The sequence below is a fragment of the Pseudoalteromonas sp. McH1-7 genome, from assembly GCF_013366255.1.
Classification (GTDB): Bacteria; Pseudomonadota; Gammaproteobacteria; order Enterobacterales; family Alteromonadaceae; genus Pseudoalteromonas; species Pseudoalteromonas peptidolytica.
In genome coordinates, this window is record NZ_JABWPQ010000007.1 from 128,327 (window position 1) to 145,851 (window position 17,525).

The 17,525-nt window shown below is 41.2% G+C and carries 16 protein-coding genes; 2 read left to right on the forward strand and 14 right to left on the reverse strand.

Going from position 1 to position 17,525, the window contains the following annotated elements; all coding sequences use genetic code 11:
- Window positions 1–4: 4 nt before the first annotated feature.
- The 7 genes from HUZ36_RS07020 to rpe all read right to left on the reverse strand — a co-directional run bounded on the left by HUZ36_RS07020 (window position 5) and on the right by rpe (window position 9,610).
- Window positions 5–895 (reverse strand): EamA family transporter, encoded by an 891-nt coding sequence (locus HUZ36_RS07020; protein WP_125252281.1) that lies wholly within the window; start codon window positions 893–895, stop codon window positions 5–7.
- Window positions 896–4,012 carry an efflux RND transporter permease subunit gene (locus tag HUZ36_RS07025; protein WP_176032445.1) on the reverse strand — a complete coding sequence of 1,039 codons (3,117 nt, stop codon included), beginning with the start codon at window positions 4,010–4,012 and terminating at the stop codon, window positions 896–898. It abuts the gene before it with no gap.
- Window position 4,013: 1 nt separating this feature from the next.
- On the reverse strand, window positions 4,014–5,282 hold the full coding sequence (locus HUZ36_RS07030) for an efflux RND transporter periplasmic adaptor subunit (protein WP_217704613.1): 1,269 nt from the start codon (window positions 5,280–5,282) through the stop codon (window positions 4,014–4,016).
- A gap of 71 nt (window positions 5,283–5,353) precedes the next feature.
- The gene (locus tag HUZ36_RS07035) at window positions 5,354–6,208 is read right to left on the reverse strand and encodes a hypothetical protein (RefSeq protein WP_125252283.1); all 855 of its coding nucleotides are present in this window, start codon (window positions 6,206–6,208) and stop codon (window positions 5,354–5,356) included.
- Window positions 6,209–7,243: 1,035 nt separating this feature from the next.
- A complete protein-coding gene (gene trpS / locus HUZ36_RS07040; protein ID WP_128732302.1) occupies window positions 7,244–8,248 on the reverse strand; it encodes a tryptophan--tRNA ligase in 1,005 nt (334 codons plus the stop codon).
- A 25-nt stretch (window positions 8,249–8,273) separates the two neighbouring features.
- Window positions 8,274–8,939 carry an HAD-IA family hydrolase gene (locus HUZ36_RS07045; RefSeq protein WP_125252285.1) on the reverse strand — a complete coding sequence of 222 codons (666 nt, stop codon included), beginning with the start codon at window positions 8,937–8,939 and terminating at the stop codon, window positions 8,274–8,276.
- Window positions 8,939–9,610, reverse strand: a complete 672-nt coding sequence (gene rpe / locus HUZ36_RS07050) for a ribulose-phosphate 3-epimerase (RefSeq protein WP_125252286.1) — start codon at window positions 9,608–9,610, stop codon at window positions 8,939–8,941. The genes HUZ36_RS07045 and rpe overlap by 1 nt, the downstream gene beginning before the upstream one ends.
- 137 nt (window positions 9,611–9,747) lie before the next feature.
- On the opposite strand from rpe, the gene HUZ36_RS07055 reads away from it, so the two are divergent.
- Both HUZ36_RS07055 and HUZ36_RS07060 read left to right on the forward strand, forming a co-directional pair.
- Window positions 9,748–10,050, forward strand: coding sequence for a hypothetical protein (locus HUZ36_RS07055; protein ID WP_176032446.1), 303 nt, complete (start codon window positions 9,748–9,750; stop codon window positions 10,048–10,050).
- A 28-nt stretch (window positions 10,051–10,078) separates the two neighbouring features.
- Window positions 10,079–10,273, forward strand: coding sequence for a DUF2970 domain-containing protein (locus HUZ36_RS07060; protein ID WP_125252288.1), 195 nt, complete (start codon window positions 10,079–10,081; stop codon window positions 10,271–10,273).
- 9 nt (window positions 10,274–10,282) lie between these two features.
- Here the strand turns inward: HUZ36_RS07060 and HUZ36_RS07065 are convergent, their stop codons facing one another.
- The 7 genes from HUZ36_RS07065 to HUZ36_RS07095 form a co-directional block, all read right to left on the reverse strand.
- On the reverse strand, window positions 10,283–11,122 hold the full coding sequence (locus HUZ36_RS07065; protein WP_125252289.1) for a Dam family site-specific DNA-(adenine-N6)-methyltransferase: 840 nt from the start codon (window positions 11,120–11,122) through the stop codon (window positions 10,283–10,285).
- Window positions 11,123–11,169: 47 nt separating this feature from the next.
- Window positions 11,170–12,552: an AAA family ATPase gene (locus tag HUZ36_RS07070; RefSeq protein ID WP_147389378.1), complete on the reverse strand. Its 1,383-nt coding sequence runs from the start codon at window positions 12,550–12,552 to the stop codon at window positions 11,170–11,172.
- A complete protein-coding gene (gene aroB / locus HUZ36_RS07075) occupies window positions 12,553–13,623 on the reverse strand; it encodes a 3-dehydroquinate synthase (RefSeq protein WP_176032447.1) in 1,071 nt (356 codons plus the stop codon).
- Window positions 13,624–13,648: 25 nt separating this feature from the next.
- Entirely contained in the window at window positions 13,649–14,167 is a 519-nt protein-coding gene (aroK, locus tag HUZ36_RS07080; protein ID WP_010607062.1) for a shikimate kinase AroK, read from the reverse strand.
- Window positions 14,168–14,316: 149 nt separating this feature from the next.
- A complete protein-coding gene (locus HUZ36_RS07085) occupies window positions 14,317–16,383 on the reverse strand; it encodes a type IV pilus secretin PilQ (RefSeq protein ID WP_125252292.1) in 2,067 nt (688 codons plus the stop codon).
- Window positions 16,373–16,915: a pilus assembly protein PilP gene (locus HUZ36_RS07090; RefSeq protein WP_125252293.1), complete on the reverse strand. Its 543-nt coding sequence runs from the start codon at window positions 16,913–16,915 to the stop codon at window positions 16,373–16,375. Before HUZ36_RS07090 ends, HUZ36_RS07085 begins: the two co-directional genes overlap by 11 nt.
- A complete protein-coding gene (locus HUZ36_RS07095; RefSeq protein ID WP_125252294.1) occupies window positions 16,912–17,517 on the reverse strand; it encodes a type 4a pilus biogenesis protein PilO in 606 nt (201 codons plus the stop codon). Before HUZ36_RS07095 ends, HUZ36_RS07090 begins: the two co-directional genes overlap by 4 nt.
- Window positions 17,518–17,525: the final 8 nt, after the last annotated feature.

A 17,525-nucleotide genomic window follows, 5' to 3' on the forward strand; every position in this document is an offset into this window, starting at 1 on the left:
AAGCTTATGCTTGTTTTGGTGCTGGCACCAACATGCGATAAAACTTGTTACCGAATAGTCCAACGATCAATCCTGTCAAGATCAAGGCAAATGCGATGATCTTTTCCGCATTTATCTCTTCATTAAAGATCACCATTGACCCCATCAATCCAAATAAAGGTACAACCAAAGAGATCGGTGCAACCGTAGAAATAGGATATTGTTTCATTAATGAACTCCAGATCCAGAAGCTAAACAGCGTGGCTGGATATATTTGGAAGAAAATAGAAAATAGCGCCATGCTATTGATATTTTTGGTCATTAATAGCATTGCCTCTGCACCATTGACAAAATAACCTAACAAAAATAGCGGGAAAGCAGAAAACAGACACGCCCACACTACAAATGAAAACACATTGTTCGGTTTCACTTGCTTCACCACTACATTCGTTAACGCCCAACACAGCGCACCCAGTAACACAAAAGCGACACCAAGGTATGAAACACTGCCATCGGTCAAGTTTAATACCAACAGCAAACCTAGCATTGCTAACGAGAAACCTATCCATTGTTGTAATCCAACTTTTTCTTTAAAAAAGATCATCCCAAAGAAGACCGTAAAGAAAGCACTAAACTGTAACAACAATGAAGCAACACCTGCCGAGACGCCAAGGTAAACCCCTAGATTCACCATTCCCCAAACGCCGGTGCCAAATAACAGCCCATAAAAAGCAATGGCCTTTATTGAGGTATTCGGTCTTTCAATGAAAAAAATCAATGGGATAGCACAAAATAAAAACCTCAGTCCTGCCAGCATGAACGGGTCTAAAGTATCTAGTCCCAACTTAATAATGGAAAAGTTCCAGCCCCAAATCGCAGTGACGAGAATGGCCAATGCAAAGTCTTTTAGTTTCATTTATTCCTCCAATTTCCTTTGTTTATATCTATATAAAACTAGGTATCCCGCAGGAATAACCAACATAGACATGATTGGGCTGACCAACATTCCACCTATCATTGGCGCAGCAATTTTCTGCATAATTTGATCCCCACTTCCCATACTAAACATAATGGGGATCAACCCTGCAACAATAGTGAAAACAGTCATCGCTTTTGGCCGTATGCGCAATAATGCACCTTCTCTAACAGCTTCAACCAGGTTACTTTGCTCTGCGCGAGCCTGATTTAAATACAAGGTGATCACCACACCAAACTCAGCTGCAACACCGCCTAGTGCAATCATTCCGACAACGACCGCGCCAGATATTGGATAACCACAAAAGTAAACAAACCAAAGTGCACCTGAAATTGCGATAGGCAATGTACAGAGCACCAGCAAAGCCTGCGCGCTCGAACGAAACGCAATGTAAAGCAACACGAAGATAACCAATACCGTCAGAGGGATAACTTCTAGTAACTTTTTCTCTAGTCGTTCAATGTGCTCGTATTGGCCTGTAAACGTGTATGTATAACGTTCAGGTAAATCAATGTTACTTGCCAATAGAGCACTTGCTTCATCGACATAATCGCTAATAGCAACGTCCGGGGTAACAGAAATAAACACCCATGCGCTCATTAAGCCATTTTCACTTTTTATTACCGCAGGTCCGTCTTTGACCTCAATGCTTGCAACCTGCCCGAGAGTCACCCAAGCCCCAGTTGGAGTCAGAAATGGCACCGTTTCTAAGGCATCTATATTATCTCTATAGACTCTTGGGTATCTCAGATTAATTGGAAAACGCGTGCGTCCATCGACTACTTCTGAAATATTCGCGCCTCCTAAGGCAAATTTAACGACATCTTGAATATCTGAGATCATTAAGCCATATTTCGCAGCTTCGACTCTATTTGGCTCAATATCTATATACCTGCCAGATTGAGTACGTTCTGCATACACAGATCCTGTGCTTTCAAGCTGATTGAGTAGCCCTTCTATCTGCTCACCAAGCGCGGTAAGCTCGGTCAGACTCTCACCGGATATTTTTATACCAAGCTGAGTTTTCACGCCAGTAGACAACATATCAATTCTAGTTTTAATCGGTTGTACCCAAGTGTTTGTCACGCCAGGCAACTTAACTTTGCTCTCCAGCTCTGCAATGATCTTTTCAAGTGTCATACCTGCACGCCATTGCTCTACAGGTTTTAATTGAATTGTCGTTTCTAGCATAGTGAGTGGTGCAGGATCGGTTGCGGTATCTGCACGGCCAACTTTACCGAAAACAGACTCAACCTCAGGGACAGTTTTTATCAGTTGATCTGTTTTTTGTAAGATAGATCCCGCTTCGGCGATAGATACCCCTGGTAATGTCGAGGGCATATACAGCAAGTCTCCTTCGTATAGATCAGGCATAAATTCGCTATCCATTTTCATCAATGGATATACCATTGATACTGCTACTACTCCGCCAATAAACATCACAAGCTTGGGAGATGCCAAAGCAAAATTAATAAACGGCGTATAACCGCGGATCAGTATGGCATTCAGTGGATTGCGAGTTTCATCTGGGATCTGCCCTTTGATCAACAAGCTCATTAATACCGGCACTAAAGTGACGCTGAGCAATGCGGTAGCTGCCATCACAAATGTTTTCGTCAGTGCCAATGGCGTAAATAGCTTCCCTTCTTGACCTTCTAAGGCAAACACCGGAAAAAAACCAATTGTAATAATCAGCAGTGAAATAAATAAAACAGGCCCGACTTCTGTCGCTGCGGTTTCAATTATTTTGTATTTCTCTCGATTTGAAGGTTGTATGCCTGTACGCTTTTGATGATTTAGTAGATGTCTATTCACATTTTCAACCATCACAATGGCCGAATCGACCAAGGCACCTACGGCAATCGCGATCCCGCCAAGGCTCATGATATTTGCATTTAATCCTGACCACTGCATCGCTAAAAAGCCAATTAATAACGAAAAGGGAATAGACAGCACCACTACTAAGGTCGAGCGGATGTGTAGTAAAAAGGCAAAACAAACAACCGCGACTACAGCCATTTCTATAAGTATTTTGGATTGTAAATTATCGACCGAGGCTGTGATTAACTTACTTCTGTCATACACCACTTCAAACTCAACGCCATCAGGTAACGCTGAGCTTAACTGTGCAATCTTTGCTTTTACATGATTGATGGTCGTTAAGGCATTTTCACCATCTCGCATGATAACAATACCACCAACCACTTCCCCTAGCCCGTTAAGATCTGCAATTCCTCTACGCAACTGTGGGCCTGTTTTTATCGTGGCCACATGCTTCAAAGTCAGCGGCATACCTTCATCATTTACAATGCCCAATGCAATGTTATCGAAATCATCTAATGTGCTTAAATATCCTCGGCCGCGGATCATGTATTCCGCCTCAGCGATCTCCATCACAGAGCCACCCTGCTCACTGTTGGCATTATGAATTGCACTTCTTACTTGCGCTATGGTGAGCCCATATTGCATCAATTTAAGTGGATCAAGCACAACTTGATAGGTCTTTTCCATGCCACCAACGGTGGCAACTTCACTTACACCAGGCACAGATTGCAGTTCAAATTTTAAAAACCAATCTTGCAACTCTCTCATTTCACTAAGGTCACGAGAGTTTGTTGTGTCTTTTAGTACATATTGAAAGATCCAACCTACACCTGAAGCATCAGGCCCCATACTAGGTTTTGCAGCGTCAGGTAAAATGGTTTCTGCACGGCTTAAATATTCCTGTACCCGCGTTCTTGCCCAATAAGGATCCGTTCCATCTTCAAAGATCACATAGACATAGGAGTCACCGAAGAATGACCATCCTCTCACAGCCTTCACTTTAGCCACAGACAGTAACCAAGTTGACAGTGGATAAGTCACTTGTTGCTCAACAATTTCGGAAGCTTGACCTGGATAAGAAGTTTTAATGATGACTTGAACATCAGTAAGGTCAGGGATTGCGTCCAATGGGATTTTATCTAGTGCACGAAAGCCCATTAAGCCCAGCCCCAAAAACACCAGCATAACAAGAAATTTATTTTTTAAACTTTGAATTATTATTTGCGCTAACATGTTAGTTCTCGTTACTACTTAAATCGTCTCTTTGAGCCATTTGTAATATGGCTTCTTTGATACTAGACTCCGAGTCAATTAAAAACTGCCCTGAGGTAACGACTTTTTCTCCGTCTTGTAACCCATGTAATATCTCTACTCTTCCTTGGGTACTAATGCCAACTTTAACGACTTTGGGAATGAAACGATTATCACCTTCTTTAACTATGACTCTATTTTCATGCTCAGTTCGGATCACTGCACTTTCAGGAACATGGATTGCGTCTTTTTTACCACCGCCATAGATACGAACATTCGCTATCATATTTTTTTTGATAATATTCTCGGCGTTATCCAACGAGAGATGCACACGCAGCGTTCGAGTAACAGGGTCTAATTCAGGATAGATGTGCTCAATTTTAGCTTCTAGCTTTTCGATACCTAACGCTGGTATATCAACCTCTGCCCACTTGCCTGAGCGCACCCAGTCGATTTGATGTTCGTAGACATTAGCGACTACCCATACATTTGAGGCATCAGAGAGTGTCATCATTTTTTGTTCTGGGATAACGTAAGAGCCTTCTTGCATATTCATTGAAGAAACGACACCGTCAAAAGGCGCATAAAACGGTAAAATATCGATAGAGTCACCAAGCTTTTCTATTTCTTTGATTATATCTTCAGTGATCCCCAATAAAAGCAGACGAGAATACGCGCGCTCAAGTAGCTTCTTATTCATTCGGGTACTATTAAAAATACCGAGATAATAATCCTGAGCAGCCACTAAATCGGGCGAATAGATTTTATACAGCAACTGTCCTTTGGAAACTCTCTCCCCCGCTGTGTTTACTGCTAAAGCTTCAATCCAACCTTTCGCTTTAGTGTGTAGGTCAAGTACACGATTGCGGTCATAATCCACCTGACCAAGTGTCTCGATATATTTCCATAGAGTGGAACGTTCTACACTGGAGGTAGAGAGAGAAACATTGGCTTGCATTAAACCTGAGAGGGTAATTTCAGCTTTTGCATCAGCCTCTGCGTGTTGATGAGTTACAGCTTCTAGCTTCATGCCGCATACCGGGCATTCACCTTGATGGTTTTTTATTATGTGACTGTGCATCGGACAGATATACACGGGTTGCTTTGTTACAACGTTATTAGCAACTTTTGGAGTAGATAGTGTCTCATCAATATCTGAAGTATCGGAATAAAAAGCATAAACTAAGAATGAAGTACTCATTATTAAAATAAATACTAAGATCACGACTATCCAATGGAATATTTTGTTCATAAAAACTGCACTTTAATCAAGATGGAACATTGAAGTGAAAATAGGTGACCTAACGGCCACCTTTACACCTATTATCTACAACCAGGTGCGTTAGCACGCATAAATACGAAGTCCTTCATATACACGTCAATGTATGTTTGTCCTTCCGCATTTTGCTTATGCTGCCAACCGTACACTTTTGGATAGAAGCCTGTAGCTTCTACACACAATGGCATATCGATCTCTTTTTCAAAGAACGTTTCAGTCATAATTGTGTCGAACGTGATCATTGGCTCAACAAAGCTAAGCTTGCCGTTGTACGAACCCCACAACATAGTTTCTGTAAATACGCCACCGTTGTATTCAGGTGTATCTTCGTAATACCAGTGAACACCTTGACTTGGCACGTTGATATAGCTGCCGTCAGGGAAAGTTTGCGCAATTGATGTTGGTGGCATGTATTCTGCTGGAGGCAGAATTTGACCTTCCGGATCTGCAAACTGAATAGCTGCTAACTCTTCTTTTTCAAAGAATGATAAGTGAATATCAAAGTGTGCAATGTCATAGATGTTGGTTGGCGCGTGACCCGCTGGATTCCATGAGAAATAAGAATGCTTGAATGGGCTTCCAGCTAGACGAGGAAAGTCTAAGTAAGCATCATGGTGCGTCGCTTCAGTAGGCAGATTATTAATATCAAGAATTTCTGGTGAGAAAGTCATACCAATTTTATAGTATCCACCTGCTGCAAGAGAAATCCATGTATTAACAGTACCACCACCAAGGTGCATCACTTCACCATATACTCGTAGAGTATGCATGCCATCATCGAAGACTTGCTTCCCGAATACTTCAGGGTTTGTTACTGGATATTTATTTTCGACTAACTGAGTTGCTGCTGAAGCAGAAGTTGAGATTAGTCCGATTAATGCTAGAGATTTTAAATTCATTCTGAATTTTCCTTATTTTTGGTTAAAACCAACCTCGCCGCAGCAAAAACCACGCCATGTAAATAAAAAACTAATTTTTGTTAGCTATTATTCATTCTTAACGGAGAAAATTTATCTATTTAAATATTGAATTACTTATGAAATCCGACATAAATGACCACCTTACTCTATTAACTTTAAGAGTCATTCTTAAGACTTTATTAGCACTTTTTAAAATTTCCTCACGTTGTAGATAGCAAATTATTCATATCCCTCTCAGTGATGTACCAAAAGTAGTACATAGTGAAATATTTCTGGTACATGAGGTAAAATTTGGAATACTTTATTAATCCAGAGTATTTATTTCTCAGGTTATACAGCGCTTTCTAAAAAAGACTAAACAAGTCTCAATTAGTAATAATTATTATTTGCTTTTTGAGTTTTTATTAATTTGATAGAGTGGCTGCACGTGAATATCAATTGAAAAAGCAAGAGGAGCTATGCTGTAAGTGCACTTTGGGGATTTCGTATTGTCGGCCATAGAGTATAGCGAACTTCTTTAGCCATAGCCTGATAGAAAAGGATAAGAACTTTTTGATATATTTTTATTGTATAAAAGAATAAAAATAGCTATGTAATATAAAGTTTTATAACTGAAAGGATAAGATTATCACTATATAAAAACCATAAATTTATATAAGACTTATTGCTAATAGACATTATTAAAAATACAAAATTTCAAATTATTTTAATTGTTAATACAAATTAAAAGTTAATGAAAAATTAAGGATTTAGTCCTTTACAGGTGATTTTATGTATTTTTTTAGAATAATTCTTGATGAGGGTAAGTTTACTATTTCATTGTTAGTCGCAAGCACCCCTACAACTAAAACAACAAACAAGTATTGATTAAATATAGTAAATGTAAATGCACTAAGCATACAAGGTAGTATATGATTGGTATTGCAGTAGAATTGTACCCTCATGTACAGTAAGCCCTACATTAAGCAGACCCTAGCTTCTCTCAATACCAATCACACCATTGTGAAAATAGGTTTAGCCTCTTGGAATAAACCCGACCGCGTTATATACCGCTTTTAACGTTTGCTCTGCACGAGCGCCTGCTTTCTCAGCACCTTTACGCATAATTTCGTCCAACAAAGCACGATCTTCACGGATTTCTTTAAAGCGGGCTTGTATTGGGTTTAGCATATTAACAACGGCTTCTGCTGTATCTTTTTTCAAGTGTCCATACATTTTGTCTTCGTACTCCGGAACTAATTCCTCAACAGAACGTTTAGTTGCAACACTCAGCAAAGTTAATAAATTAGATACACCCGGCTTTTCAGTACGATCAAAGTAGATACGCGCTTGTTCATCAGAATCGGTGACAGCCTTTTTCAGCTTTTTCTCAATTTTTTTCGGCTCATCAAGCAGCATCACAAAAGCGTTTGGATTATCGTCCGATTTTGACATCTTTTTCAACGGATCTTGCAGGCTCATCACTCGCGCGCCAACCTCAGGAATATAAGGTTCAGGTACCTTAAACACATCACCGTATAGGTTATTAAAGCGCGTCGCAATATCACGTGTCAGTTCAAGATGTTGCTTTTGATCCTCGCCCACAGGCACTTGATCAGCTTGATACAATAAAATATCTGCCGCTTGTAGAACAGGATATGCAAATAATCCTACATTAACGTTGTTTGAGTGTTTTGCTGACTTATCTTTAAACTGCGTCATACGGTTTAACTCGCCCATCTGGGCATAGCAGTTTAACACCCAACCCAACTGCGCATGCTCTGGTACCTGTGACTGTACGAACAGCGCTGATTTATCTGGATCTATTCCACATGCGGTATAAAGCGCAACACCATCAAGTACACGCTCGCGTAATTGAGCAGGGTCTTGACGCACAGTAATAGCATGTAAATCAACTAGCATAAAGTGACAATCATGGTCATTTTGTAGTTTAAGCCACTGGTTTATGGCACCTACGTAATTGCCTATTGTCATACCACCGGTTGGCTGAATACCACTTAATACTACAGGTTTACTCATGTCGTTCCTTTATTTTTTCATTGAATTAACGTTGATTGATAATGGGAATAATATCTAAGAATCCATCACAAAGGTACTGTGGATTGAACTCTTTCAAATCGAATCCTTGATTATACCCATAATTAAGCGCAATCACAGGTATGTTGGCACCCTGTGCCGCTAAAATATCGCTTTTGGAATCGCCTACCATAATCAACTTATCTGTCGGTATCCCTAAGCGTTCTGCTGCCAGCATTAGTGGTGCTGGTGAGGGCTTTTTGTCTGTATCATCACCACACACAATACAAGTAAAGTGCGATGTGAGGTTTAATTTATCCAGCAGTTTTAATGTAAATGCGCGGTTTTTATTGGTCACTACGGCTTTTGGCACATTCGCAAATGCAGATAGTCCCGTTTCAACATGTGGATATAATCCAGCATACTGACCCACTAATTCATCATAGTGTACTTTAAAACGCTCAACGGCGGTGTGCACCAAACTTTCCGATAAGTTTTCACTGACCTCATTACTACCGCTGAGACCTCTTTTTACCAACATATCGATACCATTGCCGACCCATTCACGAACCAGCGCATGGCTAACAATAGGATGGGCAAGCTCAGAAAGCGTTAAATTGAGCGCCATGTACATATCCTCGACGCTATCAACTAGTGTGCCATCGAGATCAAATAGAATCCCCTCAAAACGCATTATTTTACCTTTGCCAGTTCTTGACGCATTGCATCGATAACGGCTTTATAGTCGGGCTGGTTAAAAATCGCAGAACCAGCAACAAACATGTCAGCACCTGCAGCCGCAACCTCAGCAATGTTATCGACTTTAATGCCACCATCAACTTCAAGACGAATATCACGACCAGAAGACTCGATACGTGCCCTCGCTTCTTTTAACTTTTCTAGCGTGTGCGGGATAAAGCTTTGCCCACCAAAACCTGGATTTACCGACATCAATAAGATCTGATCTATTTTATCCATAACATGATCGAGATAATGAAGCGGCGTACCTGGGTTAAACACCAAGCCCGCTTTACATCCAGATTCTTTGATCAATGCTAGGCTGCGATCAATATGATCACTTGCTTCAGGATGAAAAGTGATAATACTTGCACCTGCTTTGGCAAACTCAGGGATCAAACTGTCGACAGGTTTAATCATCAAGTGCACATCAATTGGCGCAGTCACACCGTAATTTCTCAGTGCCTCACAAATCATTGGACCAAAAGTTAAGTTAGGTACATAGTGGTTATCCATCACATCAAAATGGACAACATCAGCGCCTGCTGCCAATACCTTTTCAACATCCTCTCCAAGCCTTGCAAAATCTGCGGATAGAATCGACGGTGCAATTAAAAAATCAGACATACTTTACCCCTAAACGTAAGACCCCGATACTGTACCGTAAATTGGCTAGAAAGTCTGCGAATTACGACCTTTTAAGATTGTGCAATAAACGAACATTGTGTATTATTATCCAATATCTATTTTCTGGGGATAGGGTTATGGTTTCTAGATATAAAGCACGGATTGCTCTGCTGTCGGCAGTGCTCGCCGTATCAGCAGGGGTACTTTCTTTTGATAATAGCCAAGAGTTTGCCACCAACTACAACGCATGTGTATGTAATTCAAATAGTTTAAGCCAACGTGTTAGTACTTCAGAGTGTCAACGTGAAGCACATACAAGTTGGGCTGCGTGGCTGACAGGTGGCAGTGCCAATGGTCAATTTCATTACTTAGATCTGTTAGAGCTATTAATTGGTTCTAAGGACAATCAAAGCAGTAGTAAAGTTTCATCTCCTTATTAATCGACCATTGGTCTGAGAGGTAAACACTATGGCTTCTTCTACTAATAAACTCGCACTAGTCCAAAGTGTATGCGCAGCAATGTTTGGTGTGCAGAGTGGCCAAAAACAAGAGTATGACTTTAGTAAAAAGCGCTTTTGGCCATTTGCTTTGGCTGGTGTTTTGTTTGTCTTTTTGTTTGTGGTAGGTCTTATTTGGTTTGTTAATGGCGTGGTTTTAGCCTAGCTGACCGGCTTATTTTTTTGGTTGGTGATACAGCGCCATTAGCTCGTTGACCTTATTACGCCCATTGCCTTTGGGGCTGATGGTTCGTTTTACTTTAATCACATCTAAACTGGCCTGATTATAAATCTTCCGAGTCCACACTGTATCATGATTTGATATGAGCACAGGCGTTTGCTGCTCAAAAGCCGCTGTTTCCGCTAAGTTTGCAAGCTCAGCCTGATCGTCCAAATTAAATCCACCTTTTGCGTAACTCGTAAAAGAAGCCGTCTTACTCAATGGAACATACGGGGGATCACAATACACTACCGCATTTTTGGGTATATTCTCAAATACTTGACTGTAGCTCTTACAAGTAAAAGTCGCACGCTGCGCCTTCTCAGCAAACACGTATAGTTCATGCTCTGGAAAATAAGGTTTTTTATACTTACCAAAGGGTACGTTAAAAATACCTTTAAGGTTATAGCGGCACAAACCATTATAGCCATGGCGATTCATATACAAAAATAAGATTGCACGCTCATATACATCAATGCTTTCGTTGAACTGTTGACGATAGGCGTAATACGCATCTGGATGATTATTTAGATCGACAAATAAACGTTTAGCATCAGCAATAAACTCATCTGGAATTCGCTTTAACTCTTTATAGAGATTAATCAGATCTGCGTTAATGTCGTTGAGTACATAGTGTTTAAACTGCGTATTCAAAAAAACAGATCCCGCTCCAACAAAAGGCTCAACTAGTGTATCAGCTTCATAACTGGCTAATTGTAAGCGCTTAGAAATATCTTCTACTAAGCTGTATTTTCCGCCTGCCCATTTTAAGAAGGCTCTAGTCTTTTGTTGCATGCTCGTTCTATGTCGTGAGTGGTTGCGCGATTTTACACTAAATGTGGCTAATTACCGAGAGACTGAGCAATTTCTTGCTTAATTTTACTGACTCTTTTAAAAAACGGTTGCCCTTTACGCAATGCTTCGGGCAATTCAGCCTTCGCTTGCTTTGCCATGTCTAAATTAGGATACACATCTGATGTAACAACAAACCAAGTTCGCCCATTTCTTATCACTGAAAACTGCCGCATAACCACATCATTATGCTCCGCCATGAATGCAGCGGCTATCCCAACCTCAGTCACTGCAAGTAGTTGTATGACCCACTCTTCATCCGTTCGATTGCTATACCATTCATTACCTGAAATAGGCTCAGATGCTACCGGTTGGCGCTCAGCACTAACAATAGCGGTGGTATTTTCAGAGGTGCCAACCTTGAGCTCATCATCTTGAGGCTCCATACTTTGGTTAACTTGCGCCTCATTGTGTAGCATTTTTTTCTCTTTCTTCTCAGCTTCCATTAACGCCGACAATATACTCCCAACGGCAGCGATTTCCCCTTCATCAGTATTAAGGGCAGCCGGTGGTTGCTCCTGTAATGTCGTGCCTGGCACTTCACTTTCCTTTTGAGACGTATTCGACGGTTCAAAAACAGATTGTGCATTGAGCGCTGTTGCGACGCTTTGCGTGTTCGTTTGCGTCGGTGCCCAATATTGCTTTATTTCTTGTTGATAGACCAAAGCGACCATAGAAGCTGTCAACACTAAGCATAGTGCGATGATATACCACTGCCACTGTGTTTTTACGCGATCTTTTGACCCCGTCTCACGTAGATCCAAACGCTGCGATTCCGGTTGCCACGATAACAAAACACTGGGGTTACCCCGTGCTTCTGCTACAAAGGTGTTGAAAATAGGATCTTCATCAGGTGGAAGATCTTTGTAAAACATCGTCATCAGGCGCTTACTCTCAAGTAATGAAAGTGGCTCTATATGAATGTCTAGGCTACCTGGAAGGAGTTGTGGTTGCTGTGCTGTCGCTAAAATATAAATAGTTTCTCGGGCTGTTGTTGCTAGTTTTTGTAACTGTAGCGCCAACTCTTCAGTCAAATGCCGAGCATTGTCTAAAACCCATAAGCATGGCCCACAAGGCTGCTCGTCATGAAGCAACATAAAGTTTTCGCTAAGAGAAAGTTTTTGATCGATAAGAGGACTGCGAAAACTATGCTCAAGTAGCTGATGTATAACATCAAACTCTTTGGTATTGGCAGAGAGTTTTACAAAAGCTTTATTAAACTCTGGGTATTTATCAGTAAGAAATGACTCAGCAAGATAGCTTTTGCCAAGACCAGACGACCCGACTAAGGTTATCAGGTTTTGCCCATAATCGAACTGCATAGCAATTCTATCTACCAACGCAGATCTGCTTGGTAAAATTTGCGACTGCATTTAACGCCCTATCAGAGTGACCACATCTTCATCGCTTACGTCATCAACCAAAGCGCATTGTCCCAGCTGTGTTGGCAGTATAAAGCGAATTTTACCTTGTTTATTCTTCTTATCTTTACGCATGTGGAGTAAAAACTGCTCTGCGGTCATTTCGCTTGGTGGCTCTATTGGCAACTGATATAAGGCAATGACCTGAGCGATTTTTTCTACCTCTTCACTGTTCAACCAGTCTCGTCGACATGCCAATCGTGAAGCTATCATCATGCCTGCAGCAACCGCTTCGCCATGTAACCATTTTCCATAACCCATTTGCGCTTCAATCGCATGACCGAAGGTATGACCTAAGTTTAGTAATGCGCGAAGCCCTGCCTCTGTTTCATCTTTGGCTACAATTTCAGCTTTTATTGCACAGCATTTATAAATCACTTGCTGTAGGGTTTCTGTATCCAATGCGTTTAACTGGCTATGCTGCGCAGCTAACGTATCAAGGAACGCAGCATCGTAAATCAACGCATATTTGATGACTTCAGCCATACCCGCAGCAAATTCTCTTGCAGGCAAAGTAGATAACGTCTTGGTATCAATAAAAACAGCTTTTGGCTGATAGAAAGCGCCAATCATATTTTTACCAAGAGGATGGTTTACTGCTGTTTTGCCACCGACAGAAGAGTCGACTTGTGATAATAACGTCGTTGGTATTTGTATAAACGCGACTCCACGTTGATAACAAGCGGCAACAAAGCCCGTTAAATCACCAACGACACCACCACCGAGTGCAATTAAACACGTATCTCGTCCACAATTGTGCTCGAGTAAAAAAGCGGAAATCTTTTCAAACCACTCAAGCGATTTAAACTGCTCGCCATCCGGAATAATGAAGTGCAGCGGAGATTGTGTATCAAAAACACCAAGTAGCTTGTCCAAATATATAGGAGCAACAGTAGAGTTAGTGATAATAACAGGACGATTTTGACCGACATATTGCTTAAGTCGCACTTCGTCAGATAAGAGGTGTTCACCAATAAAGATGGGGTAGCTGCGCTCGTTTAAATCAACCTTTAATTCAAGCATGGCTTCCCCTCCTACGGTGTTTTAATTAGAAATCTAACTTTTCAATAATTTGGTTTGCAACTACTTTCGCGCTTTGCTCATCCGTTCGAACAACGTGATCGGCCACTTCTCTATAAAGTGGTTCACGCTCATCGGCTAAGCGCTCTAGTACGTCACGTGAGTCTTCACTGGTTTGTAGTAATGGACGACGCTTATCACGCTGAGTACGAGCTACCTGTTTTTCGATTGGCGTTTCTAGGTAAACAACAATACCACGCGCAGACAATTTGTTGCGCACTTCTTTGCTGATCACTGAACCGCCACCTGTCGCTAACACAATGCCTTGCATTTCTGTCAGATCAGAGATGACGCTTTCTTCACGCTTGCGGAACCCTTCTTCACCTTCGATATCAAAAACCCAAGAAATATCTGCACCAGTACGACGCTCTATCTCCTGATCTGAATCGAAAAATTCAAGGTGTAATTGATCTGCAATGTGACGACCAATCGTGCTTTTACCAGCCCCCATCGGGCCTACTAGAAATATATTACGTTTCTCAGCCATATCTTTTTAGTACAAACGAACTCTAAAATTTGAAATAAAACCCCGCCTAACGACCTGGCCCCAAAATTAAGGAGGGGATTATCTCAGTAATCCGTGAACAATTTCAAGTCAAACTGCGCAAAAAGCGCAATACTTTTATTGTTACGGGCCTATAAACTGTCTTGAATGATCTTAGGTGTTACAAATATCAACAGTTCCCGCTTCTCGTTAATATCACGAGAATTCTTAAACAATAGACCTAAATATGGAATATCGCCCAACACCGGGATCTTACTTACTGCTGTTTTTACCTCTTGCTGATAAATACCACCAAGAACGATAGTTTGACCATTTTCAACCAGAACTTGTGTTTGGATCTCTTGGGTATTGATTGCTGTTGCTGGGCCATTTGGCGTCTGCACAGTATCACCTTTAGTATCTTGTGTAATCACTAAGTCGAGAATTATTTTGTTGTCAGGGGTAATTTGTGGTGTTACCTCTAAGCTGAGTACCGCTTTTTTAAAGCTAACCGTGGTCGCTCCACTAGAAGATGCCTCCACATAGGGTATTTCTGTTCCCTGCTCAATCCGCGCTTTTTTCTGGTTCGCCGTTGTAATGCTTGGGGTTGCGATTATCTCACCTTTATTTTCTTGTTCTAGGGCTGACAGCTCTAAATCAATCAAGGTGCCATCAGCAAGCTTTGCGATATGCATACCGATACTACCTGCAGGTACCCCCTTAACCCCCAAGTTTACATTTAGGCGGTTATCTAACGAAGGAATAATGCCATTAGAAAGTGAGTTGGCCCCTTCGAGTGTACCGGAGATAGCATCACTCCCTTGCTGATCGCTGAACCCCCAACGTACGCCTAAATCTTCTTGTACGGTATCATCCACCGTCACCATTCGCGATTCAATCCGCACTTGCTTCACAGGTACATCCAGAGTTTCAACCATACGGCGGATGCTTTCAATACTACGCGATGTGTCTTTTATCAATAGGGTGTTGGTACGCTTATCCACAGAGACACTGCCTCGATGGCTAATAATAGAGTTAATGTCGGTTTTCAGCAAATCAGCAAATTCTTCCGCTTTTGCGTAATTGAGCTGAATATATTCGCTATATAATGGCTCCAGCTCTTCAACTTGCTGACGTGCTTGTAACTCTTTCGCCTCTCTCGCAGCTAGCTCTTCCGATGGTGCCACCATTAAGATCGAGCCGTCCATGCGTTTATCTAACCCTTTTACCCGCAACACCACATCAAGCGCCTGGTCCCATGGTACCCCATCTAAGCGCAGTGTGATGTTCCCAGAAACAGTATCACTGGTGACTAAGTTAAAGTTATTAGTGTCGGCGATAATTTGTAGCACAGAACGAATAGGAATATCTTGAAAATTCAAAGTAATAGGTTGACCTTTATACTCTTTCTGATCTCCAAACGTTTTGTTACCTTCATCTTTTTCTACGGCCAATGTAAAGATATTATCAAGCTGCTGATATGAGAACTTAAATGCCGCATTTGGTTCAATGACGATGCGGCTTTTATTCTCTTCTTTGAAAGTCTCAATGCGCGACACCACAGTACCGAAGTCTAATACATCTAGTTCGTATAACAGATCCTCTGCAATATCAATATGATGGAAATCAGCGATAATTTTGCCACCACGCTCTTGGACATCAATAGCGGCTTGATTATGTTCAAGAAAAGCTAAAATTTTACCTTCGCCTTGTTCACCACGGCGAAAGTCAATCGCTTGAATTTGATTGATAAAAGAGGTTACTTTTTCGCTTTGATCTTGCTCTGAAACAATAGGTTGACCAGAAACCTCTACAATCACCAAATTATTTTTCACTTCCGTCTTGTAGAGCTTGAGTTCGTCCATATTAATCGCAACAGTAAATCCGCCATCGCGCAGTTGACTGGTGATACCTTTGATACCTGCTTTGTTAATTTCCAGCATCTTTAAGCTTTCTTCAAATTCAGCTTGCTGAAAGAACAGTTCAAGACTTGTGTTTTCACCATTAACACTCACACTCGGTTCACCGCTCAGCTTTTCATCAAATACCAGCTGAAGCTGAGTTTCCCCAGTTGGAACCGGGTTATAGCGAATGTCATATAACATTGGAATAGCCTGAGCAATTGATGACAGGCCAACAAATGCAGCTCCTAGCACTGACTGAATTATCGTTCGAGTGCCTCTATACGTTAATGTTCTTTGATTATTGTTAGTATTCACTCGAGCCACCTTGTTCTGCCTCTAACATTTCCACTTTGGTTAGTCGTTCTTTCCAACATCCCGTTCCATCAGGAATTAATTCTAACAGCTCTAAATGATCCGCTTGTACACTGAGCACTTTACCATGGTAAAGTCCCATATATTCACCGCGCTGTATTCTATATAAGCCTTGTGTTGCCGCTTCGATTAGCGCCCAACGACCATTCTCTTTTGCAATTATCCCTTTCATTCTTAAATTGTCTAAAGGATACTTTTCTAGTGGGTATCTATTTCTATCAGGATCTGGATGTAAACAGTTTTTGACCTGAACCATCTTGTTCTCAATCACTTCTGGTTGCGGCGCTACAAATGGGCTACGTAATTGAGATGCACTATATTTAAAAGGCTCGTAGTTTTGCATTTCAGGAATAGGCTCTATCTTTGGTATCGAGCTGGCCTTAACTTGGTCGATAAACTCCTTTTGTTCAGCAGTGCTATCGTTGCATCCTGACATGAACAACACCGACAATGTACAGAGCAACAGTCGGATCATCTCTGGCCTCCTTGTTCATAGCGGTACGTCTTAGCCACCACGCTAAAAACCAGCTCCCCATTGCCAGCATTCTCAATTCTAAAGTCATGTAAGCTAACAATTCGAGGTAATTCTGACACTTTACTGACAAATTCACCAAACTCATGGTATTTACCAATAACTTCTAATTTAATGGGTAATTCGGTGTAAAACTCTTTACGTATTTCAGGCATCCAGCCGATTTTTAAAAACGTTAAACCGCTAGAAGTGCCAACATAAGTTAAATCGTCAAGTAATCCTGGGGTTTCATTTGAACTTGGTAAGCGTCGTAACAACTCAGTAAATTGCGCCTCCATATCAATCATTTGCTGTTTATATAACTCTAAGTTATTTGCTCTTGCATACTTGATACGATAACTCGTTCTAAGCTCTTGCTCTTTTTTCAGCGCTTGTTCATATCGATCAATGGAGCTTGAGACCATCAAGTTATACCCTAGAATGATCATCAAAATGACCACCAAAATAGAACATAAAACTTTAACAGGAAACGGCCAGTGACCGATATTATCAAGCTCTAATTCATTCCAATCTATTTCTTTTAAACTATTTAAGTCAAAGCTCATCTACTTAC

Bases quoted from the DNA above. Each gene is read 5' to 3' on its own strand.
- HUZ36_RS07020 (WP_125252281.1), bottom strand. From the start codon at position 895: ATGAAACTAAAAGACTTTGCATTGGCCATTCTCGTCACTGCGATTTGG.
- HUZ36_RS07025 (WP_176032445.1), bottom strand. From the start codon at position 4,012: ATGTTAGCGCAAATAATAATTCAAAGTTTAAAAAATAAATTTCTTGTT.
- HUZ36_RS07030 (WP_217704613.1), bottom strand. From the start codon at position 5,282: ATGAACAAAATATTCCATTGGATAGTCGTGATCTTAGTATTTATTTTA.
- HUZ36_RS07035 (WP_125252283.1), bottom strand. From the start codon at position 6,208: ATGAATTTAAAATCTCTAGCATTAATCGGACTAATCTCAACTTCTGCT.
- trpS (WP_128732302.1), bottom strand. From the start codon at position 8,248: ATGAGTAAACCTGTAGTATTAAGTGGTATTCAGCCAACCGGTGGTATG.
- HUZ36_RS07045 (WP_125252285.1), bottom strand. From the start codon at position 8,939: ATGCGTTTTGAGGGGATTCTATTTGATCTCGATGGCACACTAGTTGAT.
- rpe (WP_125252286.1), bottom strand. From the start codon at position 9,610: ATGTCTGATTTTTTAATTGCACCGTCGATTCTATCCGCAGATTTTGCA.
- HUZ36_RS07055 (WP_176032446.1), top strand. From the start codon at position 9,748: ATGGTTTCTAGATATAAAGCACGGATTGCTCTGCTGTCGGCAGTGCTC.
- HUZ36_RS07060 (WP_125252288.1), top strand. From the start codon at position 10,079: ATGGCTTCTTCTACTAATAAACTCGCACTAGTCCAAAGTGTATGCGCA.
- HUZ36_RS07065 (WP_125252289.1), bottom strand. From the start codon at position 11,122: ATGCAACAAAAGACTAGAGCCTTCTTAAAATGGGCAGGCGGAAAATAC.
- HUZ36_RS07070 (WP_147389378.1), bottom strand. From the start codon at position 12,552: ATGCAGTCGCAAATTTTACCAAGCAGATCTGCGTTGGTAGATAGAATT.
- aroB (WP_176032447.1), bottom strand. From the start codon at position 13,623: ATGCTTGAATTAAAGGTTGATTTAAACGAGCGCAGCTACCCCATCTTT.
- aroK (WP_010607062.1), bottom strand. From the start codon at position 14,167: ATGGCTGAGAAACGTAATATATTTCTAGTAGGCCCGATGGGGGCTGGT.
- HUZ36_RS07090 (WP_125252293.1), bottom strand. From the start codon at position 16,915: ATGATCCGACTGTTGCTCTGTACATTGTCGGTGTTGTTCATGTCAGGA.
- HUZ36_RS07095 (WP_125252294.1), bottom strand. From the start codon at position 17,517: ATGAGCTTTGACTTAAATAGTTTAAAAGAAATAGATTGGAATGAATTA.